Raw genomic sequence first — 22833 nt, 5'->3', positions numbered from 1 at the left:
TCCGACCGCCGCGGCCACGATCGAGAGCGTCGCGAAGTGCCCCTCCGGCTCGACCGTGTCCCGGAGGATCGCGTCCCGGTCGTCCGGTGCCAGCGCGGTGGACCTGGCGAGGTCGACGCCACGGGCTGAGCGGGGCACCGAGGCGAGGGTGGTCGGCCCGGTCAGACCGAACGCCCCGGCCGGCCCGTAGTAGGCCCCGGAGGCGGCGTTCCGCCCGACAGCCGCGTACAGCAGGGGCTCGGAGCCCTGCTCGACGTCCTGTGTGAACGGCAGCGCCCGGTCGCTCGACTGCACGGGGCGGTCGCGGCCGAGCGACCGACCCGCCGACTGCAGGTTCGTCCGGGTGTAGCCGGGGTGCGCGATGGTCGAGGACAGGTGCCAGTCGCGGGTGACCGCCACCTGGTGCAGGTGCAGTCCGAGGAGCAGGTCGGCGAGCTTCGACTGGGCGTAGGCGAGCCACGGCTGGTAGCCGGTCTGCCACTGCAGGTCGCCGAAGTGGATCTTGCCCGGCACCGCGGCGATGCTCGACATCGTCGCGACCCGGGGGGCTCCGGCACGCAGCAGGGTGGGCAGCAGCAGGTTCGTCAGCGCGAACGGGCCGAGGTAGTTCGTCCCGAACTGCAGCTCGAAGCCGTCCGCGGTCTCGAAGCGCTCCCGGGGTGCCATCACGCCGGCGTTGTTGACGAGCACGTCGAGCGGACGGTCGTCGGCGATGATCCCGTCGGCGAAGCGGTGCACGCTCGACATGTCGGCGAGGTCGAGTTCGCGGACCTCGAGGTCGGCGTCGGGGTGCTCGCTCCGGATCTCGGCGGCGGCGGCTTCGCCCTTGGAGGCCGTGCGGACGGCGAGGACGACGCTCGCGCCGGCTCCTGCGAGCCTGCGGGCGGTCTCCTTGCCGGTGCCGCTGTTCGACCCGGTGACGACGATGCGTCGGCCGGTCTGGTCGGGGAGGTTCGCGGGCTGCACCATGCGTCGGACCGTACACAGCCGTGCTGGGGGTGCGGGGGCGGGCGGATCGTGCTAGTTTTCATGCGTTCGCATTGATCGACTGCGAGATCCGGGAGGGTCCCATGAGCAACGCCTTCGGCACCGACCGACCCTCGGACGTGCCGCCCCCGGCACCGGACCGCATCGGCCCCGTGCAGCTCGGCCTCGACACCTTCGGCGACGTCACCGAGTCCGCGGACGGGGGCGTGCAGACCCACGCCCAGACCCTCCGCGACCTGCTCGACGAAGCCGTCCTCGCCGACCAGGTCGGCATCGACTTCATCGGCGTCGGGGAGCACCACCGCGCCGACTACTCCGTGAGCGCCCCCGAGGTCGTCCTCGCCGCGATCGCCGCCCGCACCGAGCGCATCCGACTCGGCAGCGCCGTCACGGTGCTCTCCTCCGACGACCCGGTCCGCGTGTACGAACGCTTCGCCACCGTCGACGCGATCTCGGACGGGCGCGCCGAGGTCATCCTGGGCCGCGGGTCCTTCACCGAGTCCTTCCCGCTGTTCGGCTTCGACCTGCACGACTACGAGGTGCTGTTCGAGGAGAAGCTCCAACTCTGGAGCGCCCTCCGCGGGGGCGACACCGTCACCTGGCAGGGCACCAAGCGTGCCTCGCTCGTCGAGCAGGACGTCTTCCCGAAGCTCGAGCACGGCCCGATCCCGACCTGGATCGGCGTCGGCGGCTCCCCGCAGTCGGTGATCCGGGCGGCGTCCTACGGCATGCCGCTGTTCCTCGCGATCATCGGCGGGCAGCCCGCGCAGTTCGCCCCCTTCGCGCGGCTCTACCGCCAGGCGCTCGACCAGCTCGAACTCCCGCAGCAGCCGATCGCCATGCACTCGCCGGGCTTCATCGCCGAGACCGACGAGGAAGCGGCCGAGCGCTACTGGCCCTTCCACAAGGCGGTCACGGACCAGCTGGGTCGGGAGCGCGGCTGGCCGCCGCTCGACCAGGCCGGCTACCGCGCCGGGCTGTCCGCCGGCGGGTCGCTGTACGTCGGGTCCCCGGAGACCGTCGCGCGGAAGATCGCGCGCAACATGCGGATCCTCGGCGTCTCGCGGTTCGACATGCGGTACGCCACCGGACGCCTCCCGCACGCCGACATGATGCGGTCGATCGAGCTCTACGGCACGCGTGTCGCGCCGCGGGTCCGCGAGCTGCTGGCCGAGCCGGTCCCGGTGCCCTGAGCGCGCCTCCCGTCCGGCCCGGCCGGCCGATGCCACCGGTGTCTCGCATCCGTCCGCCTGTCTGCGTCCGCACGGCCGGGAGGCACGGGGCACGCCCGCCCGGTGGCTCCCGGGACGACGCGGGTAGCGTCGGGCGCATGTCGCCGAGCAGCAACGAGACCACCGAACGACGGTTCCGCGGGCGGATCCTCGGCGCCGGGAGCACCTCCGGCGTCCGGTTCGTGGTCGGCATGTGGGAGTCGTCACCGTTCGGCGCCTTCACCGACGTCTTCGTGGAGTTGCCCGACGGCTCGAGCGTCCTGCTGGCCCCGGACGAGATCGTCGCCGCCTACGTCTCCGGCACGTACCGCTTCGACGCCGTGTCCGTGGTCGACATCGACGCCCGCCGCACCGACCGCGGCCTGGAGCTCGACGCCGGCCCGCTCGTCGCCTCGGTCGACGTCGGCGCGATCTCCCCGCTCGGCAGGGTCCTGCGGATCGTCCCGAAGCGCATCGCCCGCGACCCCCGCTGGCTCACCGTGATCGACCCGGTCGCGAAGCTCGTCGCCCCGGGGGCCGGGACCGCCGGCACCGCGGGCAACGGCCGGCGCGAGTACTACGGCGTCACCGGGGCACACGACGTCGTCGGCGTCCGCGGCACCTGGGCGGGGGAGGCGCTCGGCGACCTCGCGCCGCTCGACCCGCCCGTGCGGTTCGGGTTCGCCTCACTGCCGCGGATCCCACAGGTCGTCGACGTCGAGACCACGATCCGCGAACGCGCCTGAGGCACGGGACGGGCCCCTCGCGCGCGTCCAGTGAACGGGGGCACACTGGTCGGAACGGTTCGCGCCCGACGCCCGGCTGACGTGTCAGCGGGGACGGGGCGCACGACGCAAAGGAGCATCATGACCGACACCCAGACCGACCACCGTGCCGCCATCTCGGACATCGTCCACGGTGCCCGCACGGCGCTCCTCACGACGGTGAGCGAGGACGGGCAGCTGCACGCCCGGCCGCTCGCCGTGCAGGACAAGTCCTTCCACGGCAGCCTGCGTTTCCTGGTGCAGGACGGCAGCGAGAAGGTCGAGGACATCGCCCGGAACCCGCACGTGAACGTCGCGATCGAGTCCCAGGGCGGCTACCTGTCCATCGCCGGCACGGCCACCGTCACCGAGGACCGGGCGGTCGTCGACGAACTGTGGTCGCCGTTCGCCGAGGCGTGGTTCCCCGAGGGACGCGACGACCCGTCGATCCGGCTGCTCACCGTCGAGGGCGTCTCGGTCGAGTACTGGACCCAGGACACCGGCACGGTCGGGTCGCTCGTGCAGACCCTCAAGGCCGCGCTCGGGCACCAGTCCCAGCCGGACGTCGGCAGCCACGGCACGCTCGAGGTCTAGCCGTGCGGATCCGCCCGGGCCGCAGCGGCCCGGGCGGGTGCGCGTGCCGGCGCTCCGGGTACCGTCAGGGCGGCCCGAGCAGCCAGAGCACCGCGACGAACACCGGTTGCAGGACCAGCGCCCCGGCGACGAGGGTCCAGCGCATCGCCGGTCTCGCGACGAGTTCCGGCGAGCCCATCAGCGGCGCGAGCGGCATGAGCAGCCGCGGGGTCGACGCCATCGGCAGCGACACGGCGAACACGTAGAGCGCGTACCCGGCGGCGAACACGAGCGTGGTCGTCCCGAGCTTCCGAGTCGACCGGCGCGCCAACCACACCGGGTAGAGCACGAGCAGCACGACGACCATGAGCACACCGCCCACACCGAGCCACTTCGCGGTGGTCAGGAACCACGGCGACAGCGGGACGAAGTGCACCCGGCCGATGAAGTTCACCCACCAGGACATCTCTGTCGCCAGGTACGCATCGGGGCGACCGGTGGCCCAGCCGGCGATGACCGGCCACGCGGCTCCGGCGGCGGCCATCACGAGTCCGGCGACCACGACCTGGACCCGCTCGCGGACGGGGAACCCGTCGAGGCTGCGGGCGCCCGAGCGACGGGCCCCGACGTACCGGACGAGCGCGATGACGCCGAGGGTCAGGGGGATCGCGAGCGCACCAGGACGTGTGAACGAGGCGACGATCCCGAGCACGGTGAGCAACCCGTACCGTCGTCGTTCCATGGCCAGCAGCGCCCCGAAGGTCAGCGCGAGGAACGCGGTCTCCGCGTACCCGACCTGCAGCAGGAACGACAGCGGACCGCAGGTGAAGAAGAAGACCGCCCACAGCGCCGCCGTGTCGCCCGCGTGGTCCTGGACGAGTCGGTGGAGCAGGAACGTCGCGATGAGTCCGGCGATGATCGCGACGGCCGGGCCGCCGATCGTGAACGGCAGACCTGTGGAGACCGTCAGCAGGCGGATCGTGAAGGGGAACGCCGGCAGGAACGCCCACGCGTTCTGGGCGACGTGACCGGTGGCGTCGAGCGGCAGCACCGACGGGTACCCGTGCAGTGAGATCGCCTCGTAGTACTGGCCGTCCCACGAGGTCAGGAACGCCGTGAACCCGTGGTCGTTGCCCCAGAGCGCGTTGTCGGGCTGGACCCGGCTCATCAAGGGGTAGGCGACCATCAGCCACATCGTCGACACCAGGCGTCCGACGGCCCACAGGAGCAGGACCGCAGCCCACGCCGGCATGCTGACGACCGTGTCGACGACGCGACGGCGACCCGCGGCGACCGAGCCCGTCAGGACACCGTCCGGGCGGCTCACGCGCGCGGTCCGCGGAGGTCGGGTACGGCAGACTGCACGAGGCCACGGTAGTCGGCGATCCCTGAAGAGGAGGGACGCGCGACGGTGCGGGTGTCCAGAGCGCGTGATCTGGGCCTCCCGACTGCGTCGGCCGGGACGCGAGCCGGGACGCGAGCCGGACTAGCATGCCAGGCGATGACGACGACGACAGCACGACGGACGAGCAGCACGGCGGTCGCCGTGCTCGTGGCCGGCACCTTCTTCATGGAGCTCCTGGACGGCACGATCCTGGCCACCGCGGCCCCGGCCATGGGCCGCGACCTGGGGGTCGACTCCGCAGCGGTCGGCGTCGTGATCACCGCGTACCTGGTCACCCTCGCCGTGTTCATCCCGGTCAGCGGATGGATCACCGACCGCGTCGGCTCACGGACCGTCTTCGTCTGCGCCATCGCGCTCTTCACGGTCGCGTCCGCGCTCTGCGCCGCCTCCACCGGACTCGTCGAGCTGACGCTCTGGCGGATCCTGCAGGGGCTCGGCGGCGCGCTCATGGTGCCGGTCGGGAGGCTCGTGGTGCTCCGGAGCGCCGGTCGCGACCAGCTCGTCACGGCCATCGCGATCCTCACCTGGCCGGCGCTCGCGGCTCCGGTCATCGCGCCGTTCCTCGGCGGGGTGCTCGTCGACACCCTCTCGTGGCACTGGATCTTCCTCGTCAACATCCCGCTCGGGGTGGTCGCCGTCGTCGCGGCGCTCCTGATCGTGCCGCAGGAGCGGGCACCGGAGCGGGTGCCGTTCGACTGGCTCGGGTCGCTGCTGGCGTGCCTGGGGCTGGGGGCGCTCGTCGTCATGGCGTCGCTGCTGGCGCTCGACACCGTGCCCGTCGTACCGACCGTGCTCGCGGGCGTCGTCGGGGCGCTCTGCACCTGGCTCGCGATCCGGCACTTCCTCCGGGCCGCGCACCCGATCATGGGGCTCGGCGCGTTCCGGCTCGAGACCTTCCGGGTGTCCCACGCCGGCGGCAGCCTGTTCCGCCTGGCCGTGTCCGCCGTGCCGTTCGTGCTGCCGCTGCTGTTCCAGGACGCATGGGGGTGGACCGCGCTCGAGGCCGGGTCCGCCGTGCTCTGGGTCTTCGTCGGGAACCTCGGCATCAAGCCCGCGACCACGCCGTTCCTCCGCTGGTGGGGGTACCGGCCGGTGATCGTGGTGTCCTCGGCCGTCGCCGCACTGTCCGTCGTGGCGATGGTGTTCCTCACGCCGACGACCCCGTTCTGGCTGCTCGTCGTGCTCCTCGTCGTCAGCGGAGCCGCACGCTCGGTCGGGTTCACCGCGTACAACACCATCGCGTTCGCCGACGTCGAGCAGCCCGACATGACCGCGGCGAACACGCTGTCCTCGACGCTGCAGCAGACCGCGGCCGGGTTCGGCGTCGCCGTCGTCGCCGTCGTGCTCCGGGCCGCGGCCGGGGTCGGCGGGGAGGGGCTCGCCGGCTCCGGGCCCTACGCGGTCGCGTTCGTCGTGATCGCGGTGCTGCTGGTCGTCGCCTGCGTCGAGGGGCTCCTGATGAGCCGGACCGCGGGGGAGACGGTGCGGCCGTCGCGGCGTCTGCGAACGGGGTCGTCGGGCGTTCCGCGGAGCTGACCGAGTGTCACGGCTCGTCACCCGGCGTGCACCCGCAGGTCACGTGTCCGGGATGCGCAGCGCGCTACAGTCTCAGCAACCTGCTGCGATGCCCGAGTACCGTGACCGCGGCAGGAGAGCGGGCCGTTCAGGGCCCAGGACGGAAGGCAGCATGGCGGCGCCACACGAGCAGGGATCCACCGAACCGACCACCGCAGTCGGGCAGAGGTCCTTGCGTGTCGTGAGCTACAACCTCCGTGAGCACACCGCGAACAGCGAGCTCGCCGCCCTGGCCGAGGCCTCGCGGGCCGATGTGCTCTGCGTCCAGGAGTGCGACAGCACCGACCTCGCCACCTCGGTCGGCGGGCTGACCCTCGCCGCGTCGACCCAGGCGAACCGTCTCGGTCTCGCCATCTACAAGCGCGACGACCGCTTCGACGTGCAGGACCTCGGCATCCACTCGCTGCAGAAGTCCCTGCACGACCGGGTCCTCTCGCCCGCGCACGAGCGACTGATCGCCATGCACCTGTACGACAAGGAGGCCGAGGCCGAGGTCATCGTCGCGTCGTTCCACGCCTCGCCCCTGACCGCGACGAACTCGCTGCGCCGCAAGCAGATCGAGGCCGCGCACGACTTCGTCCGCGACCTGTCGAGCGAGGCCCCGGCGATCATGGTCGGCGACTTCAACTACCCGTGGTTCCAGACGAACCTGCGCCGGAAGATCGAGGAGTCGGGCTTCGCGCTGTCGCTCTCGGACCAGCCGACGTACCTGCGCTACCGCAAGTTCACCGGGCACTTCGACTTCGCGACGAGCGTCGGGCTGCACATCGCCGGCGTCGAGACCCTGCCCGCGGGCATCTCCGACCACCGCCCGATCCTCGTGCGCGCCGACTACGACGTGCCCGCGTCGGCTGCCGGGACGTCGTCCGCGGTCGCCTGACCCCTCGGCGTCTGCCGGACGGGAGGCGCTTGGCGGGCTGGTCGCGTGCCTCCCGTCCGGCGTCGGTTCGGCGAGGTCGCACGACGTGCCGTCGGCGTTCGGCCGCGGTCGCACGATCTGCCACTCGGGGAGCGGTCCGGCGGCAGATCGTGCGACCTCGCGGCGCCGGACGGGTGACGGACGGGGAGGCCGACGGGAGGCGCGTGGCGGGCTGGTCGCGTGCCTCCCGGCCGGCGTCGGTTCGGCGAGGTCGCACGACGTGCCGTCGGCGTTCCGCCGGGGTCGCACGATCTGCCGCCCGGGGAGCGGTCCGGCGGCAGATCGTGCGACCTCGGCGGCCGACGCGGGCGGACGCACCAGGCCCGGGCTGGCGTCAGCGACGGAGCGTCGCGCGCGCCAGGCGGTTGCCGACGAACTGGCCGAGCTGCACGATCACGACGATCGCCGCGACGGACACGTAGACGACCCACCAGTCGTAGCGCTGCGACCCGTAGGTGATGGCGTACTCACCGAGCCCGCCGCCACCGACCAGCGCGCCCTGTGCGGTCATGTCGACGATGCCGATGTAGATGAACGTGTAGCCGAGGACCAGCGGTCCGAGCCCCTCGGGGATGAGCACGGTCAGCAGGATCGACACCGGGTGCGCACCGGAGGCCCGTGCCGCCTCGACGACACCCGGATCGATCGCGAGGAGGTTCTGCTCCACGATGCGCGACACCGCGAACGCGGCCGCGAGGGAGATCGCGAACGTCACGGCGGGGACGCCGATCGTCGTCTGCACGGCGACGCGCGAGAGCGGTGCGATCGCGGCGAGGAAGATCACGAACGGGATCGGGCGCACCAGGTTCACGACCAGGTTGATGACCGTGTACGCGGTGCGGTTCGACAGCAGGTTGCCCGGCCGGGTGGCGTAGAGCAGCAGCCCGAGGGCCAGGCCGATGACGCCCGCGATGACGAGCGACACCAGGGACATGACGATCGTGTCCCGGGTGGCGGCGAGGAACACGTCGAACGTGTCGATGACGCTCTGGAACGAGTTGTTCATGCGCGTGCCTCCTCGACGACGGTGATGCCGACGGACCGCAGGGCACCGACCGCCCGGTCGACGTCGGCGTCGGTCCCACCCAGTTCGTAGGTGAGCGACCCGATGCGGCGCTCGCGGATCTCGCTGACACCGCCGAAGACGAGTTCGGCGGTGACGGTGGTGTCGCGGAACGCCTGGTCGATGCGGCCCTGCAGTCCGGCCTCGTCGGTGATCCGGACGGACACGAGGCGCCCGGGGTGGCGTTCGTGCAGCCGGGCGACGGTCTCGGCCGAGGGGCGGTCGTGCAGGGCGGTCCGGACGAAGCGCTGCGCGGCCTCGGTCGTGGGGGCGGAGAACACGTCGTAGACGTCCCCGACCTCCACCACGCGGCCCTGCTCCATCACGGCGACCCGGTCGGCGATCCGCCGGACGGCGTCCATCTCGTGGGTGATGACGATGATCGTGACGCCGAGCTCGCGGTTCACACGGCGCAGGAGGGCGAGGACCTCGGACGTGGTCTCGGGGTCGAGGGCGCTCGTGGCCTCGTCGGCGAGCAGCAGCTCGGGGCTCGACGCGAGCGCCCGGGCGATGCCGACGCGCTGCTTCTGGCCGCCGGACAGCTGCTCGGGGTAGGCGTACGCGCGGTCGAGCAGTCCGACGAAGTCGAGCAGTTCCGCGACGCGGCGGTCGCGTTCTGCCTTCGCGACACCGGCGACCTTCAGCGGGTACGCCACGTTGCCGGCGACCGTGCGGGAGCGGAACAGGTTGAACTGCTGGAAGACCATCCCGATGCGTCGACGGGCCTGACGGCGGTCCCGCTCGGGGATCGCCGTCAGCTCCTGCCCGGCGACGGTGACGGTGCCGGAGGTCGGGAGCTCCAGCGCGTTGACGAGTCGGACCAGGGTCGACTTGCCGGCGCCGGAGTACCCGATCACCCCGAGGACCTCGCCCTTCTGGACGTCGAGGTCGACACCCTCGACCGCGGTGACGGTCTCTCCGGTGTCGGCGCGGCGGTAGCTCTTGGTGACACCGCAGAGTTCGACGAGGGCGGCCACTACTCCGCTGCTGCCTTCGCGTCCTGCTCGACCGTGGCGAGCTCGTCCTGCAGGGTCGAGGCCTCCTCGTCGCGGGCGACGGCGTCCGGGTAGTCCTTCTTGAACACCTTCTGCACGGCGCTGTCCTGGAACAGGTGTGCGAGGTCCAGGTAGGTCTTGTTCGTCTTGTCCTCGTCCCGGACGGCGAAGACGTTCACGTACGGGGCGGCCGAGGAGCTGGACGGGTCGTCGGTGAAGACCTTGTCGGAGGCGGGCAGCCCGGCGGCGGTGGCGAAGTTGTTGTTCACGACGGCGGCGGCGACGGAGCCCTGCTGCAGCGCGTTCGCGGTCTGTGAGGCGTCGAGCGGCTGCACGTCCACCTTGTGCGACTCGATGTCGTCGGTGGTCGAGAACGCGCTGCCGCCGTCCTTCAGCTCGACGAGCTCCGCGGACTGCAGGACGAGCAGGGCGCGAGCCTCGTTGATGGCGTCGTTCGGGATCGCGACCTTCGCGCCCTCGGGGATCGCGGACGGCTCGTCGTACTTCGTGGCGTAGAGGGGCAGCGGGTAGACCGCGGTCGACCCGATCGGCTGCAGGTCGTCCTTCGCGGTGACGTTGTAGTTCGCCAGGTACTGGATGTGCTGGAACTGGTTGATGTCGACCTGCCCGTCCTTCAGGGCGGGGTTCGGCAGCGAGTAGTCGGCGAAGTTCGTCAGCTTCACGGTGACGTTGAGTCGTTCCTTCGCGAGCGCCGTGTAGGTCTTCCAGTAGGGCAGCGCCTTGTCCGCGACACCGATCGTGACGGTCTGGGCCTTCCGGTCCGAGCCGGACGTCCCGGCGGCACCGGCCTGGTCGGAGCCGCCACCGCGGACGGCGACGACCACGACGGCGATGACGATCGCGACGACGACGACGGCTGCGGCGATGATCCACCCGATCGGGCGCTTGCGCTGCGGACGGTCGGGCAGGACGGGTGCGGCGGACATGGGTGCTCCTCGTGACGGGGTCGCCCTGGTGGCAGGGACGGTGCTGTGGGGGTCCCGACGCCGGGCGTCGCCCCGCGGGACAGCCACGAGTGTGCCGGGCGGGCCCCGACCGGGTCGATTCGCGTTCCGTCGTGTTACGGCGGAGGTCGCTGCGTGACGGCACGGCGTCGTCCTGAGACGTCGGTGTTCGACGACGGGCAGGCTCGGACGCGTGCGCAGCATCGAACTCGTCCTCGCTCCGGACGCCGAACGGGCCGTCCGGGTCGCCTGGGAGGCCCTGGTCGTCGCCGACCTGCCGAGCATGGGCCGGCACACGTCCGACACGAACGCCCCGCACGTCACCCTGACGGCAGGGGAGACCCTGCCCGTGCCGTCCCATTTCGACGCGCCGCTGCCGACGAGCATCCGCCCCGCCGGTCTCCTGCTGTTCCCGGCCGGCCCCGGGCGTCACGTCCTGGGTGTGTCCGTCGTGGTCGACCGCTCGCTCGCCGTGTTCCACGAGGCGGTGCACCGGGCGGCCCCCGGCGCCGTCGACACCTCCCTGCCGGGTCGGTGGGCACCGCACCTGACGCTGGCGCGCCGCCCGCGGGACGTGGACCTGCCGCGGATGCTCGAGGTGCTCGCGTCGGTGCCGCTGCCGGAGACGCTGGACGTCGCCGGCGTCCGGCACTGGGACGGCGGGACGAAGACGGTCACGCGGCTCGTCTGACGGGCGGACCACGTGCCTCCCGGGAGGCCCTGCTCAGCTCCCCAGGACCCGCTCGCCGAACGCGGACGAGAACTTGCCGACCGGGTCGCGTCGCGCGACCAGGTCGCGGAACGCCGGGAGGTGCGGGTGGAGCGCGGCGATCGCCGCCCCGTCGAGGGAACTCATCTTCCCCCAGTGCGGACGCCCGCCGAACGGGGCGAGCCGCGCCTCCAGGTCGGGCAGGAGGGCCGCGACCTCGTCCGGGTGCTTCTGCCAGGTGAAGGCGATGCAGAGCACGTCCTCGCCCTGCGTCGGGCTGAGCCACAGGTCGTCGGCGGCCATGGTCCGCAGCTCGCAGACGTGCAGGTGCGGCTGGATCCGGTCGGCCAGGCTGCGCAACGCGTCGAGCGCGGCGGCCGCGTGCCGGAGCGGCACGAAGTGCTCGCTCTGCACCTCGGACCCGACCGAGGGCACCGACTCGATCGGGAAGTGCGGCAGGCGGTCCCACCACGGCCCGACCGAGCCGTCACGCGCGGTGTGGTGGCCGTCACCGGGGGAGCCGGGCAGACGGGGTGCGCCCAGGAGGCTCGTGGGGACCTCGACGTCGTCGGCACCGTCCGGGACGCGCGACTTCACGAGCACCTCCGACACGGTGTCGCCGAACAGCGTGTAGGCGCAGACCGAGTAGCCGGCGGCGAAGACCTGGGCGGCGGAAGCGGTGAAGGTGTCCCACGGGATCGGCCCGTAGAGGTCCTGCCGCATCCGGTAGGCGGGTTGCACGTCGACGGTGACGCGGGTGACGATACCGAGCAGCCCGAGGTGGATCGCGGCGCCGGGCAGGTCCGGGTCACCGCGCCGGATCGTCGTCGTGGTGCCGTCCGGGCCGATCAGTTCGAGCGCGGCCACCGCGGTGCTCAGCGAGCCCAGGGTGGTGCCGGAGCCGTGCGTGCCGGTGGCGATCGCACCGCCGAGCGAGATGTGGGGGAGGGACCCCTCGTTGTGCAGGGCGACCCCGGCGGCGTCGAGAGCGGGAGCGACCAGTCCGTACCGGGTGCCGGCACCCATCGTGGCGGTGCGGCGGTCCTCGGCGACGACCAGGTCGGTGGGCACCGCGGTGAGGTCGAGCAGCACGCCCGCGGTGTCGGCGACGTCGTTGAAGGAGTGCCGGGTACCGAGGCCGTGGATCCGCGGACTGCGGGCGACGAGTTCGGCGACGTCGTCGAGTGAGGTCGGCCGCACCACCCGCTCGGCCGTGTAGGTGACCGTGCCGGACCAGTTCAGCTCGCTCGTCGTCGACCGCATGTGCCCACGATGCCACGGCTGCGCAACGCACGACGCGCCCCCTCGGGAAGAGGGGGCGCGTCGTGTGATCCGGGTGGTCGGTGCGGTGTGTCGGGCCGCCGTCAGTGCATGGCGGGCGCGGGGGCGCCCTCCGGCGTGGCCGGCTTCCGGACCATCGCCGAGGCGATGATGCCGAGCATCGAGATCACCGCGCCGACGAGGAACGCCGAGTGCACGCCGGACGCAGTCGCCCGGGCCGTGGCCTCGGCGGCCGTCGCGGCACCCGCGACGTCGCCGTTCGTCGCCGCGGCGGTGGCGCCGAGGGTGAGCAGTGTGACGAACAGTGCCGTGCCGGCCGCGCCGGCGAGCTGCTGGGCGGTGCCGAGGACCGCGCTGCCGTGCGAGTACAGGCGCGGCGGGAGCCCGCCGAGCGCAGCGGTGAACAGCGGCGTGAAGGTCAGCGCCAGGCCCAGGCTCAGCACGATGTGCGCGACGAGGACGAACGTGACGCTGGTGTCCGCGGTGACCGTCGAGAGCGCCCAGAGCACGGCGCTGATGATGACCGACCCGGGGATGAGCAGCATGCGCGGCCCGTGCCGGTCGTAGATGCGACCGACGATCGGGGACAGCAGCCCCATCAGCAGACCACCGGGGAGCAGCAGGAGTCCGACCTGCAGGACCTCGAGGCCGAGCACGCGCTCCAGGTAGATCGGCAGCAGGATCAGCGTGCCGAACATCGCCATGAAGCTGATCGCCATCGCGACGATCGGGATCGTGAAGCCCTTCGTGCTGAAGGTGCGCAGGTCGAGCAGTGCGGCGTCGCGGCGCTGCAGACGGGTCTGGCGGACGATGAACACCGCCAGGGCGACGAACCCGACGACGAGCGAGCCGATCGGCAGTCCGTACCCGGTGTCGCCGGCCTCGCCGATGCTCGACAGGCCGTAGACGATCCCACCGAACGCGAAGGCCGAGAGGACCACCGAGAACACGTCGATCGCGGACTTGCGCGGGGTCGAGACGTTCCGGACCTTCAGCATGCCGAGCACCAGGGCGGCGAGTGCGATCGGCAGGACGAAGCCGAACAGCCAGCGCCACGAGAACGCGTTGAGGATGAGACCGGAGATCGTCGGGCCGATCGCGGGGGCGACCGAGATGACGATCGAGATGTTGCCCATCACACGGCCGCGGTGGGCCGGCTCGATGAGGGTCAGGACGGTGGTCATGAGCAGCGGCATCATGATCGCGGTGCCGCTCGCCTGCACGATGCGCCCGATGAGCAGCATCGTGAAGCCGGGGGCCAGCAGTGCGATCAGCGTCCCGGCGGAGAACAGGCTCATCGCCCAGACGAACACCGGACGGGTGTTGAAGCGCTGCAGCAGGAAACCGGTGATCGGGATCACGACGGCCATGGTGAGCAGGAAGCCGGTGGTCAGCCACTGTCCGGTCGCGGCGCTGATGCCGAGGTCGTCCATGAGTCGCGGCAGCGCCACGCCCATGATCGTCTCGTTGAGGATGACGACGAACGCCGAGACGAGCAGCAGCCCGATCACGAGGCGGTTGCCCGCGGGGGAGGACTCTTCGACGGACCCGGTGCGGGGTGCGGAGTCGACGGCCTGGGTCAAGGGGGCTCCTGGTGTCTTCGTGGTGTGACGGTTGACCCACGACGGGTGGGTACCGAGGCTGCAAGAGCTGACAGGACCACGGCATTCCCGACTGCTGCCGAACGCGGGGTGAACTCCGCGTGTCGCTCGCGTCAGTGCAGGATGCGGAAGCCGTCGTCCTCGCCGAGCGGGGCGACCTCGCGGACGGCCACGTCGGTGACGGTCGCCGAGGGCGGACCGGAGCGGAGCATCACGACGAGGGCGTCGACCGCGGGGCCGGGGCCCTCCGCCTCGACCTCGACGGTGCCGTCGAACAGGTTCCGTGCGTACCCGACGAGTTCGAGTCCGTCGGCCTTCCGTGCCGTCCAGTACCGGAACCCGACGCCCTGCACGGTCCCGGTCACGACGGCGTGCTTCCTCGTGGTGCTGCCCATGGCCCGATGCTACGAGCGACGTGTTACCCGGGCGTCACGGCTGCGTTCCGGTCCGGTGACCATCGTGATACGGTCATCAGTACCCGAACAGTTCGGGTCAGAATGACCATAACAACCAGGAGCAGTGATGGGCGACACCGGGATCCGGCTCGCGGTCTCGACCGTCATCGTCGCGCTCCGCCCGCACCCCGACACCGGCGTCCCCGCGCTGTGGATGCCGCTGGTCCGTCGCGTCGCCGAGCCGTTCGAGGGTTCCTGGGCGCTGCCCGGTGGCTGGGTCGGGTCGGACGAGGGGCTCGACGACTCGGCCGCCGCGCGCCTCCGCGAGACGACCAAGGTGCAGCCGCGGTACCTCGAGCAGCTCTACGCGTTCGGGGCCGTCGACCGTTCGCCGAGCCGGGTGGTCTCGGTCGTCTACTGGGCACTCGTGCACCCGGACGAGGCGAACGTCGTGCCGGACGACTGGAACGTGCGGTGGTTCCTCGCCGACGAGCACCCGCCGCTGGCGTTCGACCACGACCGCATCGTCGAGTACGCGCTCTGGCGACTGCGCAACAAGATGTCGTACTCCCGGATCGCACAGGCGTTCCTCGGCGACCGGTTCACGCTCGCCGAACTCCGTGGCGTGTACGAGGCGGTGCTCGGGCAGACGCTGGACCCCGCGAACTTCCGACGGCAGGTCGCCCAGAGCGACGCGGTCCTGCCGACCGACGAGACCACGAGCGGCGGGCGGCACCGACCGGCCCGGCTGTACCGCTCGAACCCCGACCTGTCGTACGCGGACAACGGCCCGCTGACGACCCGCTGACATCCGACCCCCACCTGAGACGGGAACCGCCGTGTCCATCGCGACCACCATCGAACTGATCTCCAACGGCCGGGCTGCCGGCGCCACCTGCACGCCGGACCTCGCGGCGCCGACCTGGGACTTCGACACCGTCCCCGGCTACGGCCCCGGTTCGTCGATGTCCGACGTCATACCGACCTCGGCCCCGCGGCAGGGCGTGATCCCGGACGAGTACCGGAACGCCCCGGACGACGAACTGCACGAGCGCATCGAACGGGCGAAGGCGACGCTGGGGGACCGGGTGGTCGTCCTCGGGCACTTCTACCAGCGGGACGAGGTCGTCCGGCACGCGGACTTCCTCGGTGACTCGTTCCAGCTCGCCAACGCGGCGTTGACGAAGCCCGACGCCGAGGCGATCGTGTTCTGCGGCGTGCACTTCATGGCGGAGACGGCCGACATCCTGGCGCGGGACGACCAGCGGGTGATCCTGCCGAACCTGGCCGCCGGCTGCTCGATGGCGGACATGGCCGACATCGACAGCGTCGAGGCCGCCTGGGCCGAGCTCGAGGCGCTCTACGGCACCGAGCCGGACGCCGACGGCCGCGTGCCGGTCATCCCGGTCACGTACATGAACTCCGCTGCGGACCTCAAGGCGTTCTGCGGGCGGAACGGCGGCATCGTCTGCACGTCCTCGAACGCCGCCACCGTGCTCGAGTGGGCGTTCGAGCGGGGGCAGCGCGTGCTGTTCTTCCCGGACCAGCACCTGGGCCGGAACACCGCGAAGGCGATGGGCATCAGCACCGACCGGATGCCGATGTGGAACCCGCGGCTGCCCGGCGGCGGCAACACCGCGGCGGACCTGCTCGCGGCGGAGGTCGTCCTGTGGCACGGCTTCTGCTCGGTGCACCGGCGCTTCACCGTGGACCAGATCGAGCAGGCTCGCCGGGATCACCCGGGCGTCCAGGTCATCGTGCACCCGGAGTGCCCGATGGCCGTCGTCGACGCGGCCGACGTCGCGGGCAGCACGGACCTGATCCGGAAGACCGTCGCTGCCGCCACCGAACCGACGACCTTCGCGATCGGCACCGAGATCAACATGGTGAACCGCCTGGCGGCCGAGTACCCGCAGCACACGATCTTCTGCCTGGACCCGGTCGTCTGCCCCTGCTCGACCATGTACCGGATCCACCCGGGGTACCTGGCGTGGGTGCTCGAGGCGCTCGTCCGCGGTGAGGTCCTCAACGAGATCGTGGTGCCCGCCGCCGTGCAGGTCGACGCGAAGGTCGCCCTCGAGCGGATGCTCGCGGCCAAGCCCCGCCCCCTCGCCGGCCAGCGGGACCCCGGTCCAGCCGCCACGGGACCGACTGTCACCGGCCCGACCACCACCGGCCCGGCCACGACCACGGACGCGCGGGCCTGAGGATGCACGTCGTCGTCGTCGGGTCCGGCATCGCCGGCCTCACCGCCGCCATCCGGGCCAGCGCCCGGCACGACGTCACCCTCGTCACGAAGGGCGCCCTCGCCGACGGTGCCACCGCGCGCGCCCAGGGTGGCATCGCGGTGGCGCTCGGGGCGGACGACTCCGCCGCCCTGCACGAGCACGACACCCACGTCGCTGCGGCGGGCAGTGCCGACGCCCGTGCCGTGGACGTCCTCTGCACCGACGGCCCGGCCCGCGTCCAGGACCTGCTCGCGCTCGGCGTGCCCTTCGACCGCAGCACCGACCCGGAGACCCTCGACCGCTACGGGGACGACCTGGCCCGCGGGCGGGAGGCCGCGCACGCCCGCTGGCGGGTGCTGCACGCGGACGGCGACGCGACCGGGGCCGCGGTGGAGCGGACGCTCGTCGCCGCCCTGCACCGTCGGCACGTCACGATCCTCGAGCGCACCTGCCTCACCGACCTCGTCGTGCGGGACGGCCAGGTCGTCGGCGTCGAGGTCCTGGACCTGCTCGGCGAACCCCGACGGCTCGACGCCGACGCCGTGCTGATCGCCTCCGGGGGCGCCGGGCACCTGTACCGCGAGACGACGAACCCCCTGGTCGCGACCGGCGACGGCACGGCCGCGGCCTGGCGCGCGGGAGCCGTGCTCGCCGACCTGGAGTTCGTCCAGTTCCACCCGACCCGGCTCGCGGTCCCGGACGGCGGCCTGGTGTCCGAGGCCGTCCGCGGCGAGGGGGCCGTCCTCCGCGACGCGACCGGTCACCGGTTCATGACCGACGTCCACCCCGAGGCCGAGCTCGCCCCGCGGGACGTCGTCGCACGCGGCATCGCGGCTGCCATGCGATCGCAAGGAGGCCGACCCGTCCTTCTCGACGCGACCGGCCTCGACGCCGACTTCCTCGTCCGCCGCTTCCCGGGGCTCACCCGCGACACCCGGGCGGCCGGCTTCGACTGGACCCGCGAGGGCGTCCCCGTCGCCCCGGCCGCGCACTACGCGATGGGCGGGATCGCGACGGACACGGAGGGCCGCACGAGCCTCCCGGGTCTCCTCGCGGTCGGCGAGGCCGCCTGCACCGGGGTCCACGGCGCGAACCGGCTGGCCTCGAACTCGCTGCTCGAAGGGCTCGTCTTCGCGGTCCGCGCGGCGGACGCGCTCGGGGCACCCCGACCCGGTCGACTCCGGCTGCGCGGCGACGCGACGCTCGTCCCGACCGTCGTCCGGTCGGGCGGCGACCGGACGGGAGGCCCGGCCCGGCTCGATCCCGGCACCTCCGTCCGGCAGTCGCTGCAGTCCGTCATGACCGACCACGTCGGCCTGCTCCGCGACGCGATCGGGCTCGCCGGGGCCCGCGCTGCCCTGGCCGCACTGTCCGCCCCCGCCCCGACCACCGTCCGGGACGCCGAGGACCGCGCGCTGCTCGACCTCGCCCGGCTCACCGCCCTCGCGGCCGAGGCCCGCACGGAGTCCCGCGGCGCTCACGCGCGCACCGACCACCCGGAGACCGACCCGACCGCACCCGTGACGATCGCCTGGGTCATGGCGACGCCCGCGCCCACCGGCACCGCCAGGCCCACCGGTACCGCCACGCTGGAGCCCCTCCGACCGTCCGCCCGACAGGGAGCACTCGCATGACCGGCACGACACCAGCCAGCCCGACACCAGCCAGCACGACGCCCACCACCACCGCGTCACCGACCGCGGCCGCCCTCGACCCCGGCACGATCCCGCCGCACGCGCTCCGCCGGGTCATCGACACCGCCCTGGAGGAGGACGCCCCCTGGGGTGACGTCACGAGCGAGACGCTGATCCCCGCCTCGGCCACCGCGACCGCGACCCTGGCCGCCCGCGAACCCGGCGTGCTGGCGGGCGGGGACGTGTTCGTCGCGGTGATGCACGCCGTCGACCCGGGCCTCGTCGTCGCGCTCGCGCTCCGCGACGGTGCGGCCTTCGGCGCCGGGGACGTCATCGCGAGCGTCACCGGCTCGGCGCGTTCGGTGCTCCGGGCCGAGCGGGTGGCGCTCAATCTGGTGCAGCGGATGTCCGGCATCGCCACGCTGACCGCGCGCTACGTCGACGCGACCGTCGGCACGGGGGCGCGGATCGTCGACACCCGGAAGACGACGCCCGGGCTCCGCGCCCTCGAACGGCACGCGGTCCGCTGCGGCGGCGGTCACAACCACCGCACGTCGCTGTCCGACGCGGTGCTCGCGAAGGACAACCACCTGGCGGTGCTGCTCGCCGAGGGCGTCGGCATCGGGGACGCGATCCGTGCCGCCCGAGCCCGGCTCGGACACACCGTGCACCTCGAGGTGGAGGTCGACCGCATCGACCAGATCGAACCCGTCGTCAGTGCAGGCGTCGACACGATCATGCTCGACAACTTCACGGTGCCGATGCTGCAGGAAGGCGTCGCACTCGTGGCCGGCCGGGCGCTCGTCGAGGCCTCGGGTGGTGTGTCGCTCGACACGGTCGCCGCGATCGCCGCCACCGGCGTCGACATCGTCTCGGTCGGTGCCCTGACCCACTCGGCGCGCGCGCTCGACCTCGGGCTCGACGTCGACGTCGACGTCTGAGGGCGGCCGTGTTCTACCTCGACCGCGCCGCGACCACGCCGGTCCGTCGCGAGGTCCTCGAGGCGATGTGGCCCTACCTGACCGGGACCTTCGGCAACCCGTCGTCGACCCACGGCATCGGGGACGCCGCCGCCCGGGGCCTGGCCGGCGCACGGTCGGTCGTCGCCGGAGCGCTCGGCTGTCGTCCGGGCGAGGTCGTCTTCACCAGCGGCGGCACCGAGGGTGCGAACACCGCGGTCAAGGGGATCGCGCTCGCCGCACCCCGCGGCCGCCACGTCGTCACGAGCGCCGTCGAGCACGAGGCCGTCCTCGAGAGCTGCCGTTACCTGGAACGGTTCCACGGCTTCGACGTGACGGTGCTCCCCGTGGAGCCGGACGGCACGGTGGCGCCGGAGACCCTGCGTGCCGCCCTCCGACCGGACACCACGCTGGTCTCGATCGCGCACGCCGACAACGAGATCGGCACGGTACAGGACGTCCCCCGACTCGCCGCGATCGCCCACGAGGTCGGCGCTCGCTTCCACACCGACGCCGTGCAGTCCGCCCCGTGGCTGCCCGTCGGGCTCGACGTCCTGGGTGTCGACGCGGTCTCGGTGTCGGGGCACAAGCTCGGCGCGACGAAGGGGACCGGTGCCCTCGCCGTCCGTTCAGGCGTCCGGTTCGAACCGCTCGTCCACGGCGGGGGACAGGAGCGCGGACGGCGTTCGGGCACCGAGGACGTCGCGGGTGCGGTCGGCCTCGCCGCGGCCTGGAGGGCCGTGCTCGCCGAGCGGGACACAGCCGCAGCGCACGCGTCGGCCGTCCGTGACGTCGTCGTCGCCGGGGTGCTCGACCGGGTGCCGGGTGCGCTCCTCACCGGATCGGCCGACCACCGCCTGCCGGGACACGCCTCCTTCTGCTTCCCGGGCGTGCACGGCGAGACGGTGCTGCTCGCACTGGAACGACGGGACGTGGTGTCGTCCTCGGGCAGCGCCTGTGCCGCCGGCAGCACCGAGGCCTCGCACGTGCTGCTGGCACTGGGCCTCCCGGAGGACCTGGCGCGCTCCGCCGTCCGGTTGACGTTCGACGCGTCCCTCACGACGGACGACGCGACGGTCGTCGTGGAGGCCGTGGTCGACGCCGTCACGGCGGTCCGGTCCCTCGCCTGACCTGGTGTACTAGACGTTCTACTCCATGTCTGGGGCCGTGTCCCCCCTATTGCGGACACGCGCGGTCGTCCAGAGTGGAGGCATGGCGAACGCGACGACCTCATCGGTGACGCAGGGCGACCGCTTCCGAGCGGTCCAGCTCCTGCCCGCACCGGCGACGGTCCTGGCGCTCGCCGTCGGTTCCGGGCACGGCCTCGACGCCGGCCCGCTCGCGGTCGTCGCCGCGGTCGGTGTGCTCGCGACGCTCGCCAGCGCGCTCCTGCCCGCGCAGCTCGCGCGGGCCGGTCGCCCGATGCCGGTGCCGTCCGAATCCGATCGGTACCGGGGAGACCGGGACCGGAACTGACCTCGAGACCTGCACCGCCCCTCCCGGCGGTGCGCTGGACCGGACGCGACCCCTGATACGCGTCCGGCCGGGACACCGGCCCCTGCCGGACCGTCCCGGAACGACCGGGTCCGCCGTGGCCTTCGGGACCATCGACCCCTGAACGATGCGTCCCGTTCCCCCTGAGGTGCGGCGGGCCCGGTCCCGCTCAAGCGGTCGTGCGGTGCTCCACGGTGCCCGGCCAGAGGTAGTCCAGGTCGTCCGGCACGTCGGGGAAGAGCGGGCGGTAGTGCTCCGGCGCCTTCTGCACGAGCTTCGACCGGTGTGACAGGTGCACACGCTCGTCGGTGTTCCACGAGGGCACCTCGAAGTCGCCGCGCTCGTACGCCTCCAGGTCCTCGGGGACGAGCGCCAGGTCCGCCAGGGTCTTCTCGAGACAGGTGTCCGCGTGCCCGCGCTCGAGCCACACCCGGCACGTGGCGTCCTGGTACGCCATCAGCGCCGGCCGGAAGCCCCGCCACATCGCGGTGACCGGGTGGTGCTGCCAGCCGTAGTCCGGCAGCGTCAGGGCCCGCATCACCTGCAGGGTCTCGACCCGCTGCTTGCCGAGGCGCTTGTCGTCGAGGACCTCGGCGGAGGCGCGGAAGTCGGCGAACGGCAGGAAGGTCTGCATCTGCCGGACGGTACGCCGGAGTGCCCGGGAGTGCCCGGGTCGTCGCAGCGACACATGTCGTCACATCGTCACCGGGCCCGACGGGGCGTGTGAGCATCGACGGCATGAGCAGTTCCCTCGTCGTCGGGGTCAGCGGCAGCCCGTCCGACCCGTCCCGCACCTCGACCCTCGTCGCCGCGACCGTCGACCGGCTCGCCGCCGAGCTGCCGGACGCCGAGACCGTCCTCGTCGAGATCGGTCCGCTCCTGGCGGACCTCGGTGCGGCCGTCGACCGGGAGCACATGTCCGCCGCCACCCGCGCCGCGCTCGAGGCGGTCGAGGCGGCGGACGTGCTGGTCGTCGGGAGTCCGGCCTTCCGCGCCGCGTACTCCGGCGCGTTCAAGCTCTTCTTCGACTGGATCGGGCAGTACGACCTGGTCGACACCCCGGTGCTGCTCACCGCGACCGGGGGCAGCGACCGGCACGCACTCCTCGTCGAGCACCAGATGCGCCCGCTGTTCGGCTTCTTCCAGTCGACGACGCTGCCGCTGGCGGTGTTCGGCAAGGAACGGGACTTCGACAAGCGCGTCGGGGGCTACGACATCGCGAGCATCGACCTCGAGCTGCGGATCGACCAGGCCGTCCGTCGGGCGCTGCCGATCATCCGCGGCGGGTTCGTGGCTGCGGGCGTCGACGAGGTGCGGCGGCCCGCGGAGTTCTGACGGGCCTCCCGCCCGATCGCCGGCGTGGGCGGCGCACGTGTCCCCGAGACGCCCCCGCGTGCCCGAGACACCCCTGCGTGCCCGAGACGTCCCGTCTGGCCGAGACGCCCCCGTGTGCCCGAGACGCCGCGATGGCGTCGAGGCGCCGCGGTACCCGGCGGCGTCTCGACGGCAACGCGGCGTCTCGGATCGACGCCGACGTCTCGCGCCGGCGTCTCGCGCCGGCGCCTCACCGCGGCGTCAGCCGCGCAGGAGCGCCGCGACGTGGGCGACGGCCAGGCGGTACCCGTCCGCGCCAGCACCGGCGATGACCGCCGTCGCGGCCGTGGCGACGTGGTCGACGTGCCGGAACGGCTCGCGCTTCCACGTGTTGGACAGGTGCACCTCGACCACGGGGACGCTCAGCGCCTCGACCGCGTCGTGCAGTGCCACCGACGTGTGCGCGTACGCGGCGGGGTTGATGACGACGCCTGCGAAGTCGTCGAGCGCCTCGTGCAGCCACTCGACGAGCTCGCCCTCGCGGTTGCTCTGTCGGAAGTCGGCCTCGAGCTCGTGCACCGCGGCCTCGGTGTGGACGATCGCCTCGATCTCGGCGAGCGTCACCGTGCCGTACTGCTCCGGGTCGCGTCGGCCGAGGATGTCCAGGTTCGGGCCGTTGAGGACGAGGATGCGCATGCGCCGAGCCTAGCGAGCGACCCGAGCACGCGATCGCGCGGGATGCATGCCTCGGCTATGTGAAC

23 protein-coding genes are annotated in these 22833 nt (G+C 72.5%); 13 read left to right on the top strand and 10 right to left on the bottom strand.

Annotation, left to right across the window (positions count from 1 at the left end; genetic code table 11):
• Positions 1 to 969 (bottom strand): SDR family oxidoreductase (locus DEJ24_RS15125; RefSeq protein ID WP_111079325.1); only part of this gene is annotated, 969 nt, incomplete at its 3' end.
• A 101-nt stretch (positions 970 to 1070) separates the two neighbouring features.
• Between DEJ24_RS15125 and DEJ24_RS15120 the strand changes: the two genes are divergently transcribed.
• From DEJ24_RS15120 to DEJ24_RS15110, 3 genes are all read left to right on the top strand, one after another.
• Positions 1071 to 2180: an LLM class flavin-dependent oxidoreductase gene (locus tag DEJ24_RS15120; protein WP_111079324.1), complete on the top strand. Its 1110-nt coding sequence runs from the start codon at positions 1071 to 1073 to the stop codon at positions 2178 to 2180.
• Positions 2181 to 2317: 137 nt separating this feature from the next.
• On the top strand, positions 2318 to 2944 hold the full coding sequence (locus DEJ24_RS15115) for a hypothetical protein (protein WP_111079323.1): 627 nt from the start codon (positions 2318 to 2320) through the stop codon (positions 2942 to 2944).
• Positions 2945 to 3064: 120 nt separating this feature from the next.
• A complete protein-coding gene (locus tag DEJ24_RS15110) occupies positions 3065 to 3556 on the top strand; it encodes a pyridoxamine 5'-phosphate oxidase family protein (RefSeq protein ID WP_111079322.1) in 492 nt (163 codons plus the stop codon).
• Positions 3557 to 3620: 64 nt separating this feature from the next.
• Here the strand turns inward: DEJ24_RS15110 and DEJ24_RS15105 are convergent, their stop codons facing one another.
• Positions 3621 to 4862, bottom strand: a complete 1242-nt coding sequence (locus DEJ24_RS15105; RefSeq protein WP_111079321.1) for a hypothetical protein — start codon at positions 4860 to 4862, stop codon at positions 3621 to 3623.
• Between the two features lie 174 nt (positions 4863 to 5036).
• Between DEJ24_RS15105 and DEJ24_RS15100 the strand changes: the two genes are divergently transcribed.
• Together DEJ24_RS15100 and DEJ24_RS15095 are read left to right on the top strand one after the other, a co-directional pair.
• Entirely contained in the window at positions 5037 to 6476 is a 1440-nt protein-coding gene (locus tag DEJ24_RS15100) for an MFS transporter (protein WP_111079320.1), read from the top strand.
• A 211-nt stretch (positions 6477 to 6687) separates the two neighbouring features.
• Positions 6688 to 7395: an endonuclease/exonuclease/phosphatase family protein gene (locus DEJ24_RS15095; protein WP_258374667.1), complete on the top strand. Its 708-nt coding sequence runs from the start codon at positions 6688 to 6690 to the stop codon at positions 7393 to 7395.
• Positions 7396 to 7768: 373 nt separating this feature from the next.
• On the opposite strand, the gene DEJ24_RS15090 is transcribed toward DEJ24_RS15095, so the two are convergent.
• Genes DEJ24_RS15090 through DEJ24_RS15080 form a run of 3 tightly spaced genes read right to left on the bottom strand, consistent with a single transcriptional unit; the run spans position 7769 to position 10439 of the window.
• Positions 7769 to 8440 (bottom strand): methionine ABC transporter permease, encoded by a 672-nt coding sequence (locus DEJ24_RS15090; protein WP_111079318.1) that lies wholly within the window; start codon positions 8438 to 8440, stop codon positions 7769 to 7771.
• Positions 8437 to 9474, bottom strand: a complete 1038-nt coding sequence (locus DEJ24_RS15085; protein WP_111079317.1) for a methionine ABC transporter ATP-binding protein — start codon at positions 9472 to 9474, stop codon at positions 8437 to 8439. The genes DEJ24_RS15090 and DEJ24_RS15085 overlap by 4 nt, the downstream gene beginning before the upstream one ends.
• Complete coding sequence (locus DEJ24_RS15080) at positions 9474 to 10439, bottom strand: MetQ/NlpA family ABC transporter substrate-binding protein (RefSeq protein ID WP_111079316.1); 966 nt, start codon at positions 10437 to 10439, stop codon at positions 9474 to 9476. Before DEJ24_RS15080 ends, DEJ24_RS15085 begins: the two co-directional genes overlap by 1 nt.
• Before the next feature lie 211 nt (positions 10440 to 10650).
• Here DEJ24_RS15080 and DEJ24_RS15075 point away from each other — a divergent pair, with 211 nt between their 5' ends.
• Positions 10651 to 11148, top strand: a complete 498-nt coding sequence (locus DEJ24_RS15075; protein ID WP_111079315.1) for a 2'-5' RNA ligase family protein — start codon at positions 10651 to 10653, stop codon at positions 11146 to 11148.
• A gap of 33 nt (positions 11149 to 11181) precedes the next feature.
• Here DEJ24_RS15075 and DEJ24_RS15070 read toward each other — a convergent pair whose 3' ends face one another.
• The 3 genes from DEJ24_RS15070 to DEJ24_RS15060 all read right to left on the bottom strand — a co-directional run bounded on the left by DEJ24_RS15070 (position 11182) and on the right by DEJ24_RS15060 (position 14443).
• A complete protein-coding gene (locus DEJ24_RS15070; RefSeq protein WP_111079314.1) occupies positions 11182 to 12429 on the bottom strand; it encodes an FAD-binding protein in 1248 nt (415 codons plus the stop codon).
• Between the two features lie 101 nt (positions 12430 to 12530).
• Positions 12531 to 14030, bottom strand: coding sequence for an MDR family MFS transporter (locus DEJ24_RS15065; RefSeq protein ID WP_111079313.1), 1500 nt, complete (start codon positions 14028 to 14030; stop codon positions 12531 to 12533).
• 131 nt (positions 14031 to 14161) lie between these two features.
• Entirely contained in the window at positions 14162 to 14443 is a 282-nt protein-coding gene (locus DEJ24_RS15060; RefSeq protein WP_111044419.1) for an acylphosphatase, read from the bottom strand.
• A gap of 127 nt (positions 14444 to 14570) precedes the next feature.
• Here DEJ24_RS15060 and DEJ24_RS15055 point away from each other — a divergent pair, with 127 nt between their 5' ends.
• The 6 genes from DEJ24_RS15055 (at position 14571) to DEJ24_RS15030 (ending at position 20740) form a co-directional block, all read left to right on the top strand.
• Entirely contained in the window at positions 14571 to 15251 is a 681-nt protein-coding gene (locus DEJ24_RS15055) for an NUDIX domain-containing protein (protein WP_111079312.1), read from the top strand.
• A gap of 31 nt (positions 15252 to 15282) precedes the next feature.
• Entirely contained in the window at positions 15283 to 16650 is a 1368-nt protein-coding gene (nadA, locus tag DEJ24_RS15050; protein WP_258374651.1) for a quinolinate synthase NadA, read from the top strand.
• Positions 16651 to 16652: 2 nt separating this feature from the next.
• Positions 16653 to 18305, top strand: coding sequence for an L-aspartate oxidase (nadB, locus tag DEJ24_RS15045; RefSeq protein ID WP_111079311.1), 1653 nt, complete (start codon positions 16653 to 16655; stop codon positions 18303 to 18305).
• On the top strand, positions 18302 to 19246 hold the full coding sequence (gene nadC, locus DEJ24_RS15040; protein WP_111079310.1) for a carboxylating nicotinate-nucleotide diphosphorylase: 945 nt from the start codon (positions 18302 to 18304) through the stop codon (positions 19244 to 19246). The genes nadB and nadC overlap by 4 nt, the downstream gene beginning before the upstream one ends.
• Before the next feature lie 8 nt (positions 19247 to 19254).
• Positions 19255 to 20394, top strand: coding sequence for a cysteine desulfurase family protein (locus DEJ24_RS15035; RefSeq protein WP_111079309.1), 1140 nt, complete (start codon positions 19255 to 19257; stop codon positions 20392 to 20394).
• Between the two features lie 82 nt (positions 20395 to 20476).
• Positions 20477 to 20740 (top strand): hypothetical protein, encoded by a 264-nt coding sequence (locus tag DEJ24_RS15030; protein ID WP_111079308.1) that lies wholly within the window; start codon positions 20477 to 20479, stop codon positions 20738 to 20740.
• A gap of 187 nt (positions 20741 to 20927) precedes the next feature.
• Here DEJ24_RS15030 and DEJ24_RS15025 read toward each other — a convergent pair whose 3' ends face one another.
• Positions 20928 to 21392, bottom strand: coding sequence for an MSMEG_6728 family protein (locus DEJ24_RS15025; RefSeq protein WP_110902572.1), 465 nt, complete (start codon positions 21390 to 21392; stop codon positions 20928 to 20930).
• Between the two features lie 104 nt (positions 21393 to 21496).
• Here DEJ24_RS15025 and DEJ24_RS15020 point away from each other — a divergent pair, with 104 nt between their 5' ends.
• Positions 21497 to 22093 (top strand): NAD(P)H-dependent oxidoreductase, encoded by a 597-nt coding sequence (locus DEJ24_RS15020; protein WP_181436631.1) that lies wholly within the window; start codon positions 21497 to 21499, stop codon positions 22091 to 22093.
• A 240-nt stretch (positions 22094 to 22333) separates the two neighbouring features.
• Here DEJ24_RS15020 and aroQ read toward each other — a convergent pair whose 3' ends face one another.
• Positions 22334 to 22768 carry a type II 3-dehydroquinate dehydratase gene (gene aroQ, locus DEJ24_RS15015; protein ID WP_111079306.1) on the bottom strand — a complete coding sequence of 145 codons (435 nt, stop codon included), beginning with the start codon at positions 22766 to 22768 and terminating at the stop codon, positions 22334 to 22336.
• Positions 22769 to 22833 lie beyond the last annotated feature (65 nt).

It is taken from the genome of Curtobacterium sp. MCPF17_001 (assembly GCF_003234615.1).
Taxonomy (GTDB): domain Bacteria; phylum Actinomycetota; class Actinomycetes; order Actinomycetales; family Microbacteriaceae; genus Curtobacterium.
The sequence above is the reverse complement of the archived record's forward strand: the minus strand, read 5'-3'. Positions and strand labels throughout refer to the sequence as shown.

Bases quoted from the DNA above. Each gene is read 5' to 3' on its own strand.
- nadB (WP_111079311.1), top strand. From the start codon at position 16,653: ATGCACGTCGTCGTCGTCGGGTCCGGCATCGCCGGCCTCACCGCCGCC.
- DEJ24_RS15100 (WP_111079320.1), top strand. From the start codon at position 5,037: ATGACGACGACGACAGCACGACGGACGAGCAGCACGGCGGTCGCCGTG.
- aroQ (WP_111079306.1), bottom strand. From the start codon at position 22,768: ATGCGCATCCTCGTCCTCAACGGCCCGAACCTGGACATCCTCGGCCGA.
- DEJ24_RS15055 (WP_111079312.1), top strand. From the start codon at position 14,571: ATGGGCGACACCGGGATCCGGCTCGCGGTCTCGACCGTCATCGTCGCG.
- DEJ24_RS15080 (WP_111079316.1), bottom strand. From the start codon at position 10,439: ATGTCCGCCGCACCCGTCCTGCCCGACCGTCCGCAGCGCAAGCGCCCG.
- DEJ24_RS15110 (WP_111079322.1), top strand. From the start codon at position 3,065: ATGACCGACACCCAGACCGACCACCGTGCCGCCATCTCGGACATCGTC.
- DEJ24_RS15070 (WP_111079314.1), bottom strand. From the start codon at position 12,429: ATGCGGTCGACGACGAGCGAGCTGAACTGGTCCGGCACGGTCACCTAC.
- DEJ24_RS15025 (WP_110902572.1), bottom strand. From the start codon at position 21,392: ATGCAGACCTTCCTGCCGTTCGCCGACTTCCGCGCCTCCGCCGAGGTC.
- DEJ24_RS15060 (WP_111044419.1), bottom strand. From the start codon at position 14,443: ATGGGCAGCACCACGAGGAAGCACGCCGTCGTGACCGGGACCGTGCAG.
- DEJ24_RS15020 (WP_181436631.1), top strand. From the start codon at position 21,497: ATGAGCAGTTCCCTCGTCGTCGGGGTCAGCGGCAGCCCGTCCGACCCG.
- DEJ24_RS15115 (WP_111079323.1), top strand. From the start codon at position 2,318: ATGTCGCCGAGCAGCAACGAGACCACCGAACGACGGTTCCGCGGGCGG.
- nadC (WP_111079310.1), top strand. From the start codon at position 18,302: ATGACCGGCACGACACCAGCCAGCCCGACACCAGCCAGCACGACGCCC.
- DEJ24_RS15090 (WP_111079318.1), bottom strand. From the start codon at position 8,440: ATGAACAACTCGTTCCAGAGCGTCATCGACACGTTCGACGTGTTCCTC.
- DEJ24_RS15120 (WP_111079324.1), top strand. From the start codon at position 1,071: ATGAGCAACGCCTTCGGCACCGACCGACCCTCGGACGTGCCGCCCCCG.
- DEJ24_RS15030 (WP_111079308.1), top strand. From the start codon at position 20,477: ATGGCGAACGCGACGACCTCATCGGTGACGCAGGGCGACCGCTTCCGA.